Genomic DNA, 17,005 nt, shown 5'->3' with positions numbered 1-17,005 from the left:
TCCCCCCCGGTCATTGCGAGCGCAGCGAAGCAATCCTGATTGCCGCCGTGGAAAGATGAGATCCGACCCTCAAATCCCCAGATATTTGTGCTGCAAATCCGGCTCGGCCATCAGCTCGTCGGAGGTGCCGCTCCACACCGTCTTGCCGCGTTCGATGATGGTGTGACGGTCACAGATGCGGGCGAGATGGTCGACGTTCTTGTCGACGACAAGGATCGACTGTCCCCGGCTCTTGAGCAGCGACAGGCAATGCCAGATCTCTTCGCGGATCAATGGCGCAAGGCCCTCGGTCGCTTCGTCGAGGATCAGCAGTTTTGGATTGGTCATCAGCGCGCGGCCGATCGCCAGCATCTGCTGCTCGCCGCCGGAGAGCTGGTTGCCCATGTTGGAGGCTCGTTCGGCGAGGCGCGGAAACATCACGTAGATCGACGCCAGCGTCCAGGGATTGGCGCTGTTGAAGCGGTCGGCAGCGGCGGCGACCAGGTTCTCGCGCACGGTGAGGTTCGGGAAGATCTGGCGCCCCTCGGGCACGAGGCCGATGCCGAGTTTTGCGATCCTGTAGGACGGCTGCGTCCGCACCTCCGCGCCCGCAAAGCGGATGCTGCCTGCACGTGCCGGCGTCAGGCCCATGATGGAGCGGATGGTGGTGGTCTTGCCCATGCCGTTGCGACCCATCAGCGAGACCATCTCGCCCGGCTTGATCGACAGCGACAGGCCGAACAGCACTTGGCTGAGGCCGTAGCAGGTCTCGATGCCTTCGACGTCGAGCAGCGTGTCAACCATCACCTTTTCAGACATGGTGCGTCACCACATGCGCTTCGCCGAGATAGGCGCGCTTGACGTCCTCGTTGGCCCGGATCGCGGCCGGATCGCCGGAAGCGATGACGCGGCCATAGACCAGCACCGAGATGCGGTCGGCCAGCGCGAACACCGCGGGCATGTCGTGCTCGACCAGCACGATCGAGACTTCCTTCCGCAGCTCCTGGAGCAGTTGCACCATGCGCTGGGATTCGGTGACGCCGAGGCCGGCCATGGGCTCGTCGAGCAGCAAGAGCTTGGGCTTGCTGGCCAGCGCGACCGCAAGCTCGATCTGGCGACGCTCGCCATGGCTGAGCCTGGACACCAGGACATCGGCACGGTGCAACAGGCCGACGCGATCGAGCGCGGCGTGCGCGGCATCGCGCAGGCCCTTTTCCTTGCGCGCACGCGCGAAGAAGCGGAACGAGGTGCCGGCATGCGCCTGCGCCGCGAGTGCGACATTGTCCGCGGCGGTGAAATCGAGCAGCAGCGAGGTGATCTGGAACGATCGTGCCAGGCCAAGCGCACAGCGGCGATAGGCCGGCAGGTAAGTGATGTCGCGACCGCCGAGCGAGACGCTGCCGGAATGCGGTTCGAGATGTCCGGTGAGCTGGCTGATCAGCGTGGTCTTGCCGGCGCCGTTCGGGCCGATGATGGCGTGCAGTTCGCCGGCCGCAACGTCGAGCGAGACGTTGTCGGTCGCAATGATACCGCCGAAGCGGCGCACCAGCTTCTCGACGCGGAGCAAGGGCTCAGCCACGATTGAGCCTCCCGAGCAGTCCCATGATGCCGCCGCGCCCGAACAGCACGATCAGCAGCAGCAGCGGCCCCATGATCAGCGCCCAATATTCGGTGAGCTGCGACAGGAATTCTTCCAGCAGCAGAAAGACCACCGCGCCCATGACCGGGCCGAACAGCGTGCCCATGCCGCCGAGGATGACCATCACCATGAGGTCGCCGGAGCGGGTCCAGTACATCACGGCCGGACTGACGAAATCGGTGTTGTTGGCGAGCAGCGCGCCGGCAAGACCGCACATGGTGCCGGAGATGACGAAGCAGACGAGCTGATAGCGCTTGGCCGGGAAGCCGATCGCCTGCATGCGCTGCTCGTTGGAGCGCAGCCCCTGCACGACGAGGCCGAAACGCGAATTGACGATGCGCCAGATCAGGAAGATCACCGCGAACAGGCAGGCAAGGCAGAGATAATAGAACTGCGTGCGGTTCGACAGGTTGACCAGGCCGGAGAAATCGCTGCGCTTGTAGACGGTGAGGCCGTCATCGCCGCCGTAACGCGCCAGCCCCGAAGCGACGTAATAGGCCATCTGTGCGAAGGCGAGCGTGATCATGATGAAATAGACGCCGCGGGTGCGAAGCGAGAGCGCGCCGATCACCAGTGCGTAGATCGCGGACGCCGCGAGCGCGACCGGAAACTGGATGAAGCCGCTTCCGACGCCTTCCTGCGCCAGCATGCCGACCGCGTAACCGCCGATGCCGAGATAGGCAGCGTGACCAAAGCTCATCATGCCGCCAAAACCCATGATGAGGTTGAGGCTCGCCGCCGCCAGTGCCAGGATGACGATGCGGGTGAACAGCGTCAGGATGAAGATGTTGCCCGATGCTTGCGAATAGAGCGGCAGCAGCACGAGCCCCGCCAGCATCAGGGCCGTCACGGCCTTGGCTACAGTGAAAGACTTCATCGACGGTTGGCCGGAAACAGCCCCTCCGGCCGCACCACCAGCACGATCGCCATCAGCAGGTAGATCAGCATGGAGGACAGGGCGGGCGCGGCGGTGGAGGCGGCGGCGCCGCTCAAGACCTGCCGCAACAGGTTCGGCAGGAAGGCGCGGCCGAGCGTGTCGATCATGCCGACGAAGATCGCAGCGAGGAACGCGCCGCGGATCGAGCCGATGCCGCCGATCACGATGATGACGAAGGCGAGGATCAGGATGTTCTCGCCCATGCCGATCTGCACGGTGAGGATCGGCGCCTGCATCATGCCGGCGAGCCCGGCGAGCGCCGCGCCGAGCCCGAACACCAGTGTGTAGAGCAGCTTGATGTTGATGCCGAGCGCGCCGATCATTTCGCGGTTGGAGGCGCCGGCCCGGATCAGCATGCCGATGCGGGTGCGCATAACGCCGAGATAGAGCAGGAGCGCAACCAGCAGCGCCACGACGATGATGGCGAGGCGATAGGCGGGATAGTGGATGCCGGGCAGGATCGGCACCGGCACCGTGAGCCAGGCCGGCAGCGGCAGCGCAAGGCCGGCCGGCCCCCAGATCAGCCGCACGGCTTCGTTGAAGAACAGGATCAGGCCGAAGGTCGCGAGCACGTGGTCGAGATGGTCACGTCCATAGAGATGCCGCAGCGCGCCCATCTCGAGCACGATGCCGAGCACCAGAGTCGCGCCGAGCGCCAGCAGCGCGCCGAGCAGGAAGCTGCCGGTCCAGGCCGCGAAAGTCGCGGCGAAATAGGCGCCCATCATGTAGAGCGAGCCGTGCGCGAGGTTGACGAGATCCATGATCCCGAACACCAGCGTCAGGCCGGCGGCCAGCAGGAACAGCAGCAGGCCGAACTGCAATCCGTTCAAGAACTGTTCGACGACGAGCAGCATCAAAACTCTTTCAGGCGCACGCAGGTTCGCGCCGATGTTCGAACACGGTCGCCATCAGTGAAAGAGCTCCCCCTGCCTCTACAAGGCAGAAAAATGGGTAATGGCAGTATCGTTCCGAGGCAAGAGCGATTTGACACCAGACATGCACTTTGTTGCATGCCGGTGCGTCAGATCGAAATCTCCTTGTGCGCCCGTGCAAGAAAGCTGCCGTGCAGGATGGGTCAACCTGCCGCACCCAAAACGATCACCCTCTCCCCGTTGCCGGGGAGAGGGTGTGAAATCCGTCGCCGTGTCGAGATGCGCCTAGTGTGACGTCATCTGCCGGGGAAGGTCATCCGGCTCGGCAACCACGCTGTTGGCCGTCGAGGCCTCCAGCGCCGCCATCCGGAACAGATAGGCGAGCGTCGCCAATCCGGTGTCTTCCGCCATCTGCGCCAGTTCGAGCGCCATGTCAGACATGTAGCCGAGATTCTCGTCCTTGGTCTGCGCCATGATCTGGCTGTCCCGCATCATATTCGACATCTCAGGCGCTCTTTCGTTGCGCGGCAGCGAGGCCGCAGAGGTTGGCACGGGCGACGGCGTCCAGACGCGGGCCGTCCTGTTGCACGATCGAAGCCGTGCCGATGCGATCATGCAGGGCATCGAGCGTCTCCCGACGAATGTCGATCGTCGCCGCCATGGTCCACGCATCCTCCACCAGCGCCGGCAGACCGAGCGGGGTCACGACGAAGCCGGCCTCATGGAAGCGCGGCAACCACCAGGTCTCCATGATCGCGCTGACCTGCGCGATGCCCTGGTCGAGGCAGAACTCCTGCACCGCCGCCATAAGTTGCAGGTTGAGCGCGCCGTCGCGGCGATCACGCACGACGAAATAGCGCGACCATTCCCAGACCAGCGGATTCGCGGGGCAGCCGCGCACCACCGCCAGATGCGGGAAGACCTCGCTCATCATCGAAGGCTTGGTCGTTGGATAGAGCCGGTGACCGCCGACGACGCGGCGCCCCTCCAGCGCAAGCAGATAGACAGTGTCCTCGTCGTCATAGGAATCGATCTCGCGGCCATCCGGCCTGCGTAGCGCCTCCCAGCGCCGCTCCTCGACGAAGATGTCATGGCGCAGCCGGAAATGCTGCTCGATTACGTCTTCGTATAAGTGGCGATTAACGGCTGAAATTGCGTGAATCATGAAAGCCCCCATCCATTCTCAATGGGGGCAGAGTCTGCGAAAAGAGGCAGCTTCGATATTGGGAAATTTCCCAGTACGTCGCTTAGGGATTGATGATCTTGCTGCGAATCGCCAAGGCAACCGCATGCGTACGGTTGACGGCACCGAGCTTGCGCGCAGCGGTTGCAAGATGTTCTTCTGCGGTCCGCTGGGTGATATGCAGTATCTCGCCGATTTCCCAGGCCGACTTGCCCTGCGAGGCCCAGGAGATCACCTCGCGCTCGCGCGGGGTGAGACGCGTCGACCGATACGGCGCCGGATCCAGCAGACGACGAATGTGGTCGAAGCCGTACATCGCCATCAGGTGCAGCGCCGGCTTGCTGCGGGGGTTGAGGTCGAGATGGACACCGCCGAGCGACACCGCGGCCTCATAGCCGGTGAGCCCGTGGATCGGCACGATGAAGCCGCGCGACATGCGAAAATCGCTGGCGCGGTTCATCACCTCGGCCGCGTTCGGCTCGAGTTCGGCATCGTATGGCGCTTCCGACCATTCGAACGGGTTGACCGACTGTCGGCACAACCGCACCACGGGATCGAAGCGATCGTAGTTGTTCTGAGTGTAGAGGTTGAACCATCCCGCCGGCCAGCGCTTGGCGAGCACCATCTGCGCAAATCGCTGGTCGGGATTGGGCAACCCCGTCACGATGATGGTTTCAAAGCCGAAGCGACCGAAGGCCGATTCGAGCGCAAGCATGGCATCGGGCACCTTGCGATAGGTCCCCAGGCCCTCGATGAAGTCGAGCGCCTCCCGGCCATAATCCACGGCGGACATCGGTGCGTTTCCTGACCCTCGCCGTCAAGTATAGCACGTCTTCGGTGACTGCCTCAATTCACGGTTTCCGTAGTTTCCCGGTATGTCATTGACCTCGAAGATTAATCTACTTGTGGAAGAAGTGACGTCAAGTTACACCTATGACGTCTGAAGCGGGAAAACCACGATGGAAGACGAGGACATTGCCCTCAACAGCGTGCTCGGCCTGGAACTGAACCGCGTGTTTTTTGCCGTCTGCGAAACGGCGAACAAGCAGAAGATCATCGAGTTCGCACGCGAGGTGCTGCAAAGCGAGCGCACCAAGCCGGCAGACAGCGCATCGCCCGAGGGCCCGGCGAGCTAGAACGCAGTTGCAGCAAACGACGCCGATGAAACGAGTCGCGCGACGATGCCATCCGTTCGAACGCGCTGATTTTCGTCCTGACAATCTGACAGGGTAAAGCGCAGCCCTCTCCATCCGCATCGACACACTTGCCGCTGGATGACATCACGGCTCCCGTGAGATGATCGCCGCCACGATCCTCTTTCGGATGCCCACGACATGATGACGCTGCGCCAGGTTGAAGTGATCCGTGCCGTGATGGTGACGGGCACCATCGGCGGCGCGGCGAAGCTGCTCAACGTGTCCGCGCCGGGCATCAGCCGTCTCGTCAAATACACCGAGCGCTCGCTCGGCATCCGCTTCTTCCAGCGTCAGAACGGCCGCTACTTCCCGACGCCGGAAGCGGAGAACATCTTCGAGCAGATCAACGGCGTCTACAAGAAGGTCGACGATCTCTCCGAACTCATCTCCAAGATCGGCCGCGGCGGATTGTCGGAGCTGCGCATCGGCTCGGTGCCGAGCATCTCGCAGGTGATGGTGCCGCGCGCGATCGAGCGCGTCCGCCGCCGCTATCCCGATCTCGGCATCGACATCAATATCCTCAAGCTCGAGGAAGCCATCGACTACCTCATGCTCGGCCGCGGCGAGTGCGTCGCGATGAGCTACCGGCTGGAACATTCCGGGCTCGACTTCATGCCGCTCGCCTCGGGCGAGCTCTATTGCATCGTGCCGCCGGGCCACGAGCTCGCCGGCCGCAAGCAGGTCTCCGCGGCCGAGATCACCCGCTATCCGCTGATCGGCATCGACCCGAACGACCCTTACGGCCGCATCATGGCCGAGATCTTTGCGCGCAACCGGCTCGACTACAACATCACGATCCGCGCGCGGTTCGGCACCACGGTCTGCGCGCTGGTGAAGGCGGGGCTCGGCATCGCCATCATCGACCAGTTCACGGTCGCCCATGGCGGCTATCCCGGCATCGAGCTGTTGAAGATCACCGAGCCGACGCGGTTCGACACCTATATCGCGGTGAAGCGCGGCGCGCCGCTGTCGCTCCATGTCGAGTACTTCATCGAGTCGCTGCGCGCCGAGATGCGCGCGGTGGAGCCGTCCCGGGGCCACGGCAAGGCCGCCCCGGCGCGCGGGCGAAAGAAATAACATTATGTTAGGTTTGTCCGATAAATGGGTAATTGTGTTAGGCGGGGGAAAGGCTATCGTCTTATCCGGAAGCCCTCTTGGAATTGCGCGGATTTCCACGCTAATGGCCGGGACCGAACGCTCCCAACGAGACGATAGCGAACCATGTCCAAGCGCGGATACGCCGCCAGCAAAAAGCTCCTCACCGGCCTGATCGGCGCGCCGATTGCGCATTCCGCATCACCCGCCATGCATGAGCGCGCCGCCGAGGCGCTTGGCCTGCGCGGCCATTACCAGCTCATCGAGGTCGCCGGCGCCGACGCGGCCGGGCTGCGCATGATGCTCGAAGGGGTGCGCCGGCTCGGCTTTGCCGGCGTCAACGTCACCTACCCCTACAAGGAAGCCGTGGTCCCGTTGCTCGACGATCTGGCGCCTGGCGCCGCCGCCATGGGCGCGGTCAACACGGTCGTCGCCAGGGACGGTCGGCTGACCGGCCACAACACCGATACGACCGGCTTTGCGCGCGCGGTGGCACCGCTGCTGGCGCCATCCGGCAATGCCGTCGCCGTGATCGGCGCAGGCGGCGTCGGCAAGGCGATCGCGTTTGCGCTGGCGAGCCTGAAGGTGACCGACATCCGCATCTTCGACAGCGAGCCGGCGCGCGCGCAGACGGTGGTTTCTCTGCTGGCCGCGCAGGGCTCCGCAAGGGTGGCGTCGAGCATCGAGGACGCACTGCAGGGCGCGACCGGCCTCGTCAACGGCACGCCGGTCGGCATGCTGCCGAACCGCGGCCTGCCTGTCCCCGCCACGCTGCTGCACGACGAATTATGGGTTGCGGATGCGGTCTACTCGCCACTGATCACTCCGCTGCTGGCGGCCGCGCAGGCCAATGGCGCGCGGATCATGACCGGGCGGGAGCTGGCGATCTATCAGGCCGCCGACGCTTTCGAACTGTTCACCGGCCTTGCCCCATCGACCGAAGTCATGGGAGAGGCTTTCGACGAGGTGATGGCGGCACGAAGTTCTGCCTATCACGCGGCGTGACGGAAGCGGCCGGATACAAGGCCGCGGACAACATCAAACATCAACGAAAAATGGGAGGAGAGATCATGAAATCGACCATTCTGGCAGGCGCCCTGCTTGCCTTCGCGACTGCAACCAGCGTCCACGCCCAGGCGATCAAGCTCGCCGACGTCGCCGAGCTTTCCGGCGGCGGCGCCACCGTCGGCACCAATTGGAAGAACGGCATCGACCTCGCGATCGAGGAAATCAACGCCAAGGGCGGCGTGCTCGGCCGCAAGCTCGAGGTCACCCATGCCGATTCGCAGTCCAACCCGGGCGTCGCGCGCGCCCAGGTGCAGAAGGCGCTCGACGCCGAACCCTATGTGCTGCTCGGACCCGGCTATTCCGGTTCGGTCAAGGTCACCGCGCCGCTGGCGGCCGAAGCGGGCATCGCGCAGATCATGGGCGGCGAAGCCGCCGAGCTGACGCAAGCCGGAAACAAATTCCTGTTCCGCACCTCGTTCGGCCAGCAATCCTCGATGCCGAAGGTCGCCAAATACATCCACGACGACATGAAGGCCAAGTCGGTCGCTGTGGTCTGGGTCAACAACGATTTTGGCCGCGGCGGCCGCGACGTCGTCGTCAAGGAGCTCGACCGGCTCGGCTCGAAGGTCGTCGCCGATCTCTCCACCGAAGCGGGCCAGGCCGACTTCGCCGCCGACGTCGGCAAGATCAAGGCCGCCAATCCCGATGCCGTATTCGTCTATCTCAATGAAGAAGAGAGCGCGCGCATCCTCAAGGAGCTGAAGCGTCAGGGCGTCACCGCGCCGCTGATGGGCGAGACCACCTTGATCGGCCAGAAGGTGATCGAGCTTGCGGGCGATGCCGCCAACGGCGCGCGCGGCCATGTCGGCCTCACCACCGATGCGCCGGTAGACCTGATCAAGGCGTTCCGCGACAAGTTCGTCAAGAAGTACAATTACGTGCCGGACCATAACGGCCTGAAGGGCTACCTCGCCATCTACATGGTGAAGGCCACCACCGAGAAGATGGGCAAGGTCGATTCCAAGGCGTTCGCCGACACGCTGCACGGCCTGACCATCAAGGCCGCGGACGAGCCGGGCATCCTGATGGACGTCACCTTCAGCGAGACCGGCGACATCGACCGCCAGAGCTTTCTGGTCGAGGTGGTCGCAGGCAAGCAGGTCGTGAAGCAGGTGCTGCCGAAGGTGAAGTGACCTCCTCGCTCACCCCGCCCTCTCCCCGTAAGAACGGGGAGAGGGAGCGATGGACCTGAATTCGCGTCGAACCAGTTTACCCGGGCTCTAGCGATCAAAGAGAACCCATGTCCAATCTGTTCGATCTTCTGGTCGCCGGACTTGCCACTGGCGCGATCTATGCGCTGGTCGCGGTCGGCTTCACGCTGCTGTGGCAGACCTCGCAGACCATCAACTTCGCGCAAGGCGAATTCGTGATGCTGCCGGCGTTCCTGATGCTGGCGGCGATGCATGCCGGTGCGCCGTTCTGGCTCGCGATCATCCTCGGCATCCTGCTGTCGATGATCCTGCTCGGCCTCGCCTTCAAGATGCTGCTGGTCGACCCGATGATGCGTCATGGCGTGCTGCCGCTGGCGATCGCCACCATGGCGCTGGCGATCGGCATCAAGGAAGCCGTAAAACAGTTCTTCAGCGCCGAAGCCTCGCCGTTCCCGTCGATCGTGCCGACCGGCGACATCTCCATTCTCGGCCATGTCGTATCGCTGCAAAGCATCGGCGTTCTCGTCCTCGCCATCCTCGCTGTCTTCGGCCTGACCGCCCTTCTCAACCGCACCTCGCTCGGCCACCAGATGCAGGCGGCGGCGCAGAACCCGACGGTGGCCCGCATCATCGGCGTTCCGGTCGAGCGCATGATCCTGCTGACGTTCCTGATCAACGCATTCCTGGTGGCGCTGGCGTCACTGCTGATCACGCCGATCTACCTCGCGAAATTCTCCTCCGGCGAGGTGCTGGGACAGGCCGCCTTCATCGCGGCGATCGTCGGCGGCTTCAACCAGGTACGCGGCGCGATCGCCGGCGGCCTGCTGATCGGCGTGCTGGACAACCTGGCGGCATCCTATGTCTCCACGCAATACCGCGCCGCGGTGCCGCTGATCTTCCTGATCCTCGTCATTCTGTTCCGGCCGCAGGGATTGCTCGGCCGCGCCGAGGAGCGCACGGTATGAGCGCTTTCGCCAAACCCCTGAAGATCGCGCTCGGCCTTGCCGTCATCGCCGGCCTGATCATCGTCCCCATGAATTTCAACCGCTACGGCCTGTTCATCCTGAGCCAATGGGCGGTGATGGCCATCGCCGCGATGGGGCTCAATCTTACGCTCGGCTACGCCGGGCAGGTCTCGCTGGCGCAGGGCGCCTTCGTCGGCATCGGCGCCTATGCCGCGGCGATCATGACCACGCATGGCTGGCCGCTGCCGGTAGCGGTCGTCGTCGCGATCGCGTTGAGCTTCGCGGTCGGCTGGGTGCTCGGCTATCCCGCGCTGCGGGTGCAGCACCACTACCTCGCCTTCGTCACGCTCGCATTCTCCACCCTGGCCTTCCTGGTGTTCCGCAACGAGAGCTGGCTCACCGGCGGCATCTACGGCATCTCCAACATTCCGCGTCCGCACATCCTCGGCATCGCGACCAGCAAGCCGCTGCCCTTCTACTATGTCTGCCTCGGCTCGCTCGCGATCGTCTCGCTGGCGGTGTGGTGGCTGATCCGCTCGCCCTGGGGCCGCGCCTTCATGGCGCTGCGCGAAAACCCGCTGCGCGCGCAGTCGCTCGGGATCGATACCAAACGCTACACGTTGATGGCGTTCGCGATCGGCTCGGCACTCGGCGGCGTCGCCGGTGCGCTCTATGCGCCACTGACGCAATATATCGATCCGGTGCCGTTCAACCTGTCGCTCTCGCTCGACCTCCTGATGATGGTGATCGTCGGCGGCGCGGGCTTTTACTTCGGCCCCTTCCTCGGCGCGATGATCGCGGTGCTGCTGCCGGAATGGCTGCGCTTCACCGAAGGCTACTATCTGATGCTCTACGCCGTCGCGGTGATGCTGCTGCTGATCTGGTCGCCGACCGGAATTCTGGGAATTCTCGACCGCTATCTCGCCGAGCGGCGCACCAAGGCGGCTTCCGCGTTGCGCGCAGTTGCGAAATCGCGGCTGGAGACGGTGCAATGAACGCGGTCCTCGAAGTCACCGGCATCAAGAAGAATTTTGGCGGCATCAGCGCCGTCGACGGCGTCTCCTTCGACGTTCGCGAAGGCGAGATCCTCGGCCTGATCGGGCCGAACGGCTGCGGCAAGTCGACCCTGTTCAACTGCATCCTCGGCCAGCTCACGCCATCAGGCGGCGAGGTGAAGCTGGACGGCAAGCTCGTCACGGGCCTGCGCCCCGCGGAGCTCAACAAGCTCGGCGTCAGCCGCACCTTCCAGCTGTTGCAGGTGTTTCCAAAGCTCTCGGTGCGCGAGAACCTGATCCTCGCCGGACAGGAGCACCAGGGCAACATGGCCTCGCGCCTGGTCGGCCGCTCCGATGCCGGACTGACCGAGGCCGCCAACCAGATGATCGGCTTCTTCAAGCTCGATCATCTCGCCGACGAGCCGGCCGGCGGATTGTCCTATGGCCAGCAGAAGCTGCTCGACGCCGCCATGGCCTTCATGGGCGGCCCGCGCCTGGTGTTGCTCGACGAGCCCGCCGGCGGCGTCAACCCGTCGATGCTGGCCGACCTGAAGGATCGCCTGGTCGCGATCAACCGCGAGAAGAACGCCACCTTCGTCGTGATCGAGCACAACATGGAATTCGTGATGTCGCTGTGCTCGCGCGTGATGGTGATGGCGGAAGGCAAGGTGCTGGCGATGGGACGGCCGGACGAGGTCCGCAAGAATCCCGCCGTGATCGAAGCCTATCTGGGACATTAGGGAGAGCGAGCCATGAGCGACCCGATCCTCTCGGTTCACAATCTCGTCGGCGGCTACGGCAAGATGACGATCCTGAACGGCACGACCTTTTCCGTGCCGCAGGCGACCATCACCACGATCATCGGTCCGAACGGGGCCGGCAAGTCGACGGTGTTCAAGGCGATCTTCGGGCTGCTCAAGCTGCGCGAGGGCAAGATCAGCTTCGCCGGCCGCGATGTCACGAATTTGAGCCAGCGCGCGCTGCTCAATGCCGGCATCTGCTACGTGCCCCAGGGTCGCAACATCTTTCCCGAGCTGTCGGTGCGCCACAATATCGAGCTCGGCGGCGTCGCCGCCGGGAAGGGTCTCGATCTGCCCAAGCGGATCGAGGCGGCACTCGACTTGTTTCCGGCGCTGCGCCGCAAATCCGCGCAGCAGGCCTCAACGCTCTCGGGCGGCGAGCAGAAGCAGCTCGAGATCGCCCGCTCGCTGCTGCTCGAACCAAAGCTCGTGTTGATCGACGAGCCCTCGATCGGGCTGTCGCCGCTGATGGTGCAGCAGACCTTCGACATCCTGAAATCCCTGCGCGACCGCGGCGTCACCATCCTGATGATCGAGCAGAACGCGCGCTCGGCGCTGGAGATTTCCGACATCGGCATCGTGCTAGAGCTCGGCCAGACCCGCATGATCGACAAGGCCGAGCGGATATTGAACGATCCTCGCATCGGGCAACTCTTCCTCGGGGGTGCCATGGAGGAGACAGCAGCATGAGCGCGCGAATGCGCGTCGCCGTCGCCGGTGCCGGCCTGATCGGCCGCCGCCATATGGAACTGATCGCGGCGTCGCCGGACTGCGAGCTCGCCGGCATCGCGGATCCCTCGCCTGCCGCGAAGGAATATGCGCAAGCCCGCGCCACGCGCTGGTATGCCGATCACCGCGCATTGCTGGAGCATGAAAAGCCCGACGGCATCGTCATCGCCTCGCCCAACACGCTGCACCTGCCGATGGCGCTCGATTGCGCGGCCGCACGCGTGTCTGCGCTGATCGAGAAGCCGGTGACGGATACGGTTGCCACCGCGCAGCGCCTCTGCGCGGCAATCAAGCGAACCGGCGTTCCGATGCTGGTGGGCCACCACCGCCGGCACAATCCGATCATCAAGGCCGCACGCGAGGCGGTCGCAGCCGGCCGGCTCGGCCGGCTTACCGCCGTGGTCGGGTTGTGGCTGCTCAAAAAGCCCGACGAATATTTCGAGATGGCTTGGCGGCGCGAGCAGGGTGGCGGGCCGCTGCTCATCAACCTCGTCCACGACATCGACAACCTCCGCTTCATCTGCGGCGAGATCGCCGAGGTGCAGGCGCTGACCTCGAACAAGGTGCGCGGCTTCGCCGTCGAGGACACCGCGGCGCTGCTGTTGCGCTTCGCGAGTGGCGCGCTGGGGACGGTGACCGTGTCGGACGCGACGCCGGCGCCGTGGAGCTGGGAACTGACATCGGGCGAGAACCCCGCTTATCCCAAACAGGACCAGCCCTGCTACATATTCTCCGGCACGGAGGGATCACTGTCCGTGCCAAACATGGAGCTGTGGTCCTACGCGCAGCAACCCGGCTGGTACACGCCGCTGTCGCGCGCAACCGTTGCACCGGCCGCCTTCGATCCGCTGGCCGAGCAACTCCGGCATTTCTGCGCGGTCATCAGGGGCCTCGAACAGCCGCTGATTTCCGCCGAAGACGCAATGGGAACGCTCGCCGTCGTCGAAGCCGTCAGCGAGGCCGCGCGCACGGGCCAGACAATCTCACCGGGGCGAATCATGGAGCAGGCAGCATGAACAAGCGCTCGATCGCCACCGTCTCCCTCTCAGGCGCCCTCGACGAAAAGCTCCGCGCCATCGCGTCAGCCGGCTTCGACGCGGTCGAGATCTTCGAGAACGATTTGCTGTCGTTCGGCGCGAGCCCGCGCGAGGTAGGGCAGCTTTGCAGGGACCTCAAGCTCGAGATCTGCGCGTTCCAGCCGTTCCGTGATTTCGAGGGCATGCCGGAGCCGCAGCGCGCGCGCAACTTTGCCCGCGCCGAGCGGAAATTCGATCTGATGCAGGAGCTCGGCACCGATCTGCTACTGATCTGCTCCAACGTCTCCCCCAGTTCGCTCGGCGGCATCGACCGTGCGGCAGACGATTTTCGCGAGCTCGGCGAGCGCGCAGGAAAGCGCGGCTTGCGCGTCGGCTACGAGGCGCTGGCCTGGGGCCGCCATGTCCACGACTACCGCGATGCCTGGGAGATCGTGCGGCGCGCCGATCACCCCGCGATCGGCGTCATCCTCGACAGCTTTCACGCGCTGGCGCCGGGCTTTCCGGTTCGCGCGATGGCCTCGATCCCAGGCGACAAGATTTTCCTCGTGCAGCTCGCGGACGCGCCCAGGCTCGAGCTCGATATCCTCTCGTGGAGCAGGCACTTCCGCTCCTTCCCCGGCCAGGGCGATCTGCCGGTCGGCGAGTTCATGGCGGCGATCGCGGCGACCGGCTATGCCGGACCGCTGTCGCTGGAGATCTTCAACGACCAGTTCCGGGCCGGCTCGGCCGCTCAGACCGCCGTCGACGGCCTGCGCTCGCTGATCCTGCTGGAGGACCAGCTTGCGCCGGACTGGCCAAAGCTCGTCAGCGAGCCCTTGGCGCCGAAGGCCAGGAGCCGCGGCACGGGGTTTATCGAGTTTGCCGTCAACGAGACCAAGGCGACCGACCTCGCCCGCCTGCTGTCGCAGCTCGGTTTCCGCAAAAGCGGCAAGCATCGCAGCAAGGCGGTGGAGCGCTGGTCGCAAGGCAAGGTCGAGCTCGTCATCAACTCCGAGACCGACGGCTTTGCGCATTCGCACTATGTCACGCACGGCCCGGGCGTCTGCGCGATTGCGCTCGATGTCGACAATGCCGGCCTCGCCATGCAGCGCGCCGAAACACTGAAGACGCGCACCTTTTATCAGCCGGTCGGGCCGGACGAGCTGGAAATCCCCGCGATCCACGGCGTCGGCGGCAGCCTGCTGTATTTCCTGGATCAGGCCGGCAAGAACTGGGACACCGATTTCGAACCGGTCACAAGTAACACGAACGGAGACGCGCTGCTGGCAGTGGATCACATCGCGCAGTCGATGCCCTATGACGAGATGCTGTCCTGGCTGCTGTTCTACACCGGCATTCTCGACCTGACGCGACTGCCGCAGATGGAGATCGCCGATCCCAGGGGCCTCGTGCAGAGCCAGGCCGTCATCAACGGCGACCAGAGCCTGCGCTTCGTGCTCAACGGCTCCTCCGCCAACCGCACGCTGCCGGCGCGCTTCATCTCGGAGTTCTTCGGCTCCGGCGTGCAGCACGTCGCGTTTTCGTGCCGGGACATCTTTGCGACGGTCGCCGCGATGCGCGAGCGCGGCGCTGATTTCCTGGATATCCCCGATAATTACTACGACGACATCGAAGCCAAATACGACCTTGCGCCCGAGCTGATGGCGCAGCTTCGCGCCAACCACATCCTCTACGACCGCGAGGGCGACGGCGAGTTCTTCCAGGTCTACACGCACATTTTCGACGAGCGGTTTTTCTTCGAGATCGTCGAGCGAAGGAACTACCAGGGATTTGGCGCAGCCAACGCCGGCATCAGGCTGGCGGCGCAAGCCCGCGAGGTGCGTCCTGTCAGTATGCCAAGGGTTTAAGCTCCATCCACGCCGTTATTGCGAGGAGCGAAGCGACGAAGCAATCCAGAGTCTTTCCAAGGGGAGATTCTGGATTGCTTCGCTCCGCTCGCAATGACGATCTGGAGAGAGAATAGAGTACGACAAGGGAATCGCCCGAGGAGAGAGCCCCTCACCCCAACCCTCCCCCCGCAAGAACGGGGCGAGGGAGAGGAGAGAGATCAGCTCACTTCATCGCGCACTTGTCGTGGAAGCGGTCCTGGTCGTTCTCGACGATGGTGGCGACCGTCTTCAGCGAGAGCTGGCCTTCGCCGTCCTTGACCACGTCCTGAAGGTAGAAGTTCTGCACCGGGATGTGGTTCTTGCCGTACTTGAAGGAGCCGCGCAGCGACTTGAAGTTGGCCTTCTCCATCTCGGCCTTGATCGCGTCCTTCTTGCTGGTGTCGCCCTTCACCGCGACCACAGCGCTGTTGATGAGCTGGGCGGCGTCATAGGCCTGCGCGCCGTAATAGGTCGGGCGGAGGCCGGGGTACTTCTTGCGGTAGTCGGCGACGAAGCGCTTGTTCTGCTCGTTGGGCAAATCATTCACCCATTCCTGCGCGCCGGGCACCCCGAGTGCGTTCTCCTTCTGCAGCGGCAGCGAGAGCTCGTCGACGGTGAACGCCGTATAGAGCGGCATCGTGCTCTTGAGGCCAGCCTGCGCATATTGATTGAGGAACTGCACGCCGGCAGCACCCGGATAGAACACGAAGATCGATTCGGCGCCCGAGGCACGCGCCTTGGACAGCTCGGCGGAGAAGTCGAGCTGGCTCGGCCAGACCGTGTATTCCTCGCCCTTGACCTCGCCCTTGAACGTGCTCTTCACGCCCGCGAGCATGTCCTTGCCGGCCGCATAGTTCGGCCCGATCAGGAAGACGCTCTTGACCCCCTTCTGGTTCATGTAGAGGCCCATCGCGGCCGGCGTCTGGTCGTTCTGCCAGGAGGTCGAGAACACGTAAGGCGAGCAGAGCTCGCCCGCAAGCTGCGACGGGCCGGCATTGGCCGAGATCAGGAAGGTCTGCGAGTCCACCGCGGTCTTGAGGGAGGCGAGCAGCACGTTCGACCAGATGTAGCCGACGATGAAATCGACCTTGTCGGACTGCACCAGCTTCTCGGTCTTCTGCTTGCCGACATCGGGCTTCTGCCCGTCGTCCTCATAGATCACCTCGACCGGCTTGCCGTCCATCTTGCGGCCGATGTGATCCAGCGCGAGCTCGAACGAATTGCGCATGTCGTTGCCGATCACGGCGGTCGGGCCGCTGAAGGTCGAAACGAAACCGATCTTGATGGTGTCGCCGGCGGATGCCGGGCTTGCCAGCACAAGCGCAGCCGCGCCCGCCAACCAGAATGCCGTCCTCATAACCACTCCCCTCCTTATTATTGATCCCGGAAACGAGGTGATCGCCGCCCCGGGTCGTCTCCATTGAACGCAAAATTCATCGCGCCGCCAATGGCTCAGCTCCTGCCCCTGCACCATATTTCGCCCCAATCGAG

At 64.2% G+C, this 17,005-nt stretch carries 18 protein-coding genes; 10 read left to right on the top strand and 8 right to left on the bottom strand.

Translation table 11 applies throughout. The annotated features are described in order from the left end of the window. Positions 1–69: 69 nt before the first annotated feature. From NR187_RS31125 to NR187_RS31095, 7 genes are all read right to left on the bottom strand, one after another. Positions 70–798: an ABC transporter ATP-binding protein gene (locus NR187_RS31125; protein WP_256808905.1), complete on the bottom strand. Its 729-nt coding sequence runs from the start codon at positions 796–798 to the stop codon at positions 70–72. After that, positions 791–1,558 carry an ABC transporter ATP-binding protein gene (locus NR187_RS31120; RefSeq protein ID WP_211384136.1) on the bottom strand — a complete coding sequence of 256 codons (768 nt, stop codon included), beginning with the start codon at positions 1,556–1,558 and terminating at the stop codon, positions 791–793. The genes NR187_RS31125 and NR187_RS31120 overlap by 8 nt, the downstream gene beginning before the upstream one ends. Next, a complete protein-coding gene (locus NR187_RS31115; protein WP_211384135.1) occupies positions 1,551–2,495 on the bottom strand; it encodes a branched-chain amino acid ABC transporter permease in 945 nt (314 codons plus the stop codon). The genes NR187_RS31120 and NR187_RS31115 overlap by 8 nt, the downstream gene beginning before the upstream one ends. Then, complete coding sequence (locus NR187_RS31110; RefSeq protein ID WP_211384134.1) at positions 2,492–3,409, bottom strand: branched-chain amino acid ABC transporter permease; 918 nt, start codon at positions 3,407–3,409, stop codon at positions 2,492–2,494. The genes NR187_RS31115 and NR187_RS31110 overlap by 4 nt, the downstream gene beginning before the upstream one ends. Before the next feature lie 303 nt (positions 3,410–3,712). Further along, complete coding sequence (locus NR187_RS31105; protein ID WP_211384133.1) at positions 3,713–3,931, bottom strand: hypothetical protein; 219 nt, start codon at positions 3,929–3,931, stop codon at positions 3,713–3,715. Position 3,932: 1 nt separating this feature from the next. Beyond that, positions 3,933–4,592 carry an acyl-homoserine-lactone synthase gene (locus NR187_RS31100; protein ID WP_211384132.1) on the bottom strand — a complete coding sequence of 220 codons (660 nt, stop codon included), beginning with the start codon at positions 4,590–4,592 and terminating at the stop codon, positions 3,933–3,935. A gap of 82 nt (positions 4,593–4,674) precedes the next feature. Beyond that, a complete protein-coding gene (locus NR187_RS31095; protein WP_256808904.1) occupies positions 4,675–5,403 on the bottom strand; it encodes a LuxR family transcriptional regulator in 729 nt (242 codons plus the stop codon). A 166-nt stretch (positions 5,404–5,569) separates the two neighbouring features. On the opposite strand from NR187_RS31095, the gene NR187_RS31090 reads away from it, so the two are divergent. From NR187_RS31090 to NR187_RS31045, 10 genes are all read left to right on the top strand, one after another. Then, a complete protein-coding gene (locus NR187_RS31090) occupies positions 5,570–5,746 on the top strand; it encodes a hypothetical protein (RefSeq protein WP_211384130.1) in 177 nt (58 codons plus the stop codon). Positions 5,747–5,944: 198 nt separating this feature from the next. Then, the gene (locus tag NR187_RS31085; protein WP_211384129.1) at positions 5,945–6,883 is read left to right on the top strand and encodes a LysR family transcriptional regulator; all 939 of its coding nucleotides are present in this window, start codon (positions 5,945–5,947) and stop codon (positions 6,881–6,883) included. A gap of 144 nt (positions 6,884–7,027) precedes the next feature. After that, positions 7,028–7,906: a shikimate dehydrogenase gene (locus NR187_RS31080; RefSeq protein WP_211384128.1), complete on the top strand. Its 879-nt coding sequence runs from the start codon at positions 7,028–7,030 to the stop codon at positions 7,904–7,906. Between the two features lie 65 nt (positions 7,907–7,971). Beyond that, entirely contained in the window at positions 7,972–9,102 is a 1,131-nt protein-coding gene (locus NR187_RS31075; protein ID WP_211384127.1) for an ABC transporter substrate-binding protein, read from the top strand. 107 nt (positions 9,103–9,209) lie between these two features. Next, complete coding sequence (locus NR187_RS31070) at positions 9,210–10,085, top strand: branched-chain amino acid ABC transporter permease (protein WP_211384126.1); 876 nt, start codon at positions 9,210–9,212, stop codon at positions 10,083–10,085. Next, positions 10,082–11,080, top strand: a complete 999-nt coding sequence (locus NR187_RS31065; RefSeq protein WP_211384125.1) for a branched-chain amino acid ABC transporter permease — start codon at positions 10,082–10,084, stop codon at positions 11,078–11,080. The genes NR187_RS31070 and NR187_RS31065 overlap by 4 nt, the downstream gene beginning before the upstream one ends. Then, a complete protein-coding gene (locus NR187_RS31060) occupies positions 11,077–11,820 on the top strand; it encodes an ABC transporter ATP-binding protein (RefSeq protein WP_211384124.1) in 744 nt (247 codons plus the stop codon). The genes NR187_RS31065 and NR187_RS31060 overlap by 4 nt, the downstream gene beginning before the upstream one ends. 12 nt (positions 11,821–11,832) lie before the next feature. Further along, positions 11,833–12,570: an ABC transporter ATP-binding protein gene (locus NR187_RS31055; protein ID WP_211384123.1), complete on the top strand. Its 738-nt coding sequence runs from the start codon at positions 11,833–11,835 to the stop codon at positions 12,568–12,570. Continuing rightward, positions 12,567–13,625 carry a Gfo/Idh/MocA family protein gene (locus NR187_RS31050; RefSeq protein WP_211384122.1) on the top strand — a complete coding sequence of 353 codons (1,059 nt, stop codon included), beginning with the start codon at positions 12,567–12,569 and terminating at the stop codon, positions 13,623–13,625. The genes NR187_RS31055 and NR187_RS31050 overlap by 4 nt, the downstream gene beginning before the upstream one ends. Then, on the top strand, positions 13,622–15,493 hold the full coding sequence (locus NR187_RS31045; RefSeq protein ID WP_211384121.1) for a bifunctional sugar phosphate isomerase/epimerase/4-hydroxyphenylpyruvate dioxygenase family protein: 1,872 nt from the start codon (positions 13,622–13,624) through the stop codon (positions 15,491–15,493). Before NR187_RS31050 ends, NR187_RS31045 begins: the two co-directional genes overlap by 4 nt. Positions 15,494–15,698: 205 nt before the next feature. Here the strand turns inward: NR187_RS31045 and NR187_RS31040 are convergent, their stop codons facing one another. Continuing rightward, entirely contained in the window at positions 15,699–16,871 is a 1,173-nt protein-coding gene (locus NR187_RS31040) for an ABC transporter substrate-binding protein (protein ID WP_256808903.1), read from the bottom strand. Between the last annotated feature and the right edge of the window lie 134 nt (positions 16,872–17,005).

The organism is Bradyrhizobium sp. Bra64 (genome assembly GCF_024519875.1).
GTDB classification, from domain to species: domain Bacteria; phylum Pseudomonadota; class Alphaproteobacteria; order Rhizobiales; family Xanthobacteraceae; genus Bradyrhizobium; species Bradyrhizobium japonicum_G.
This window is presented reverse-complemented; position numbering and strand designations above follow the sequence as displayed.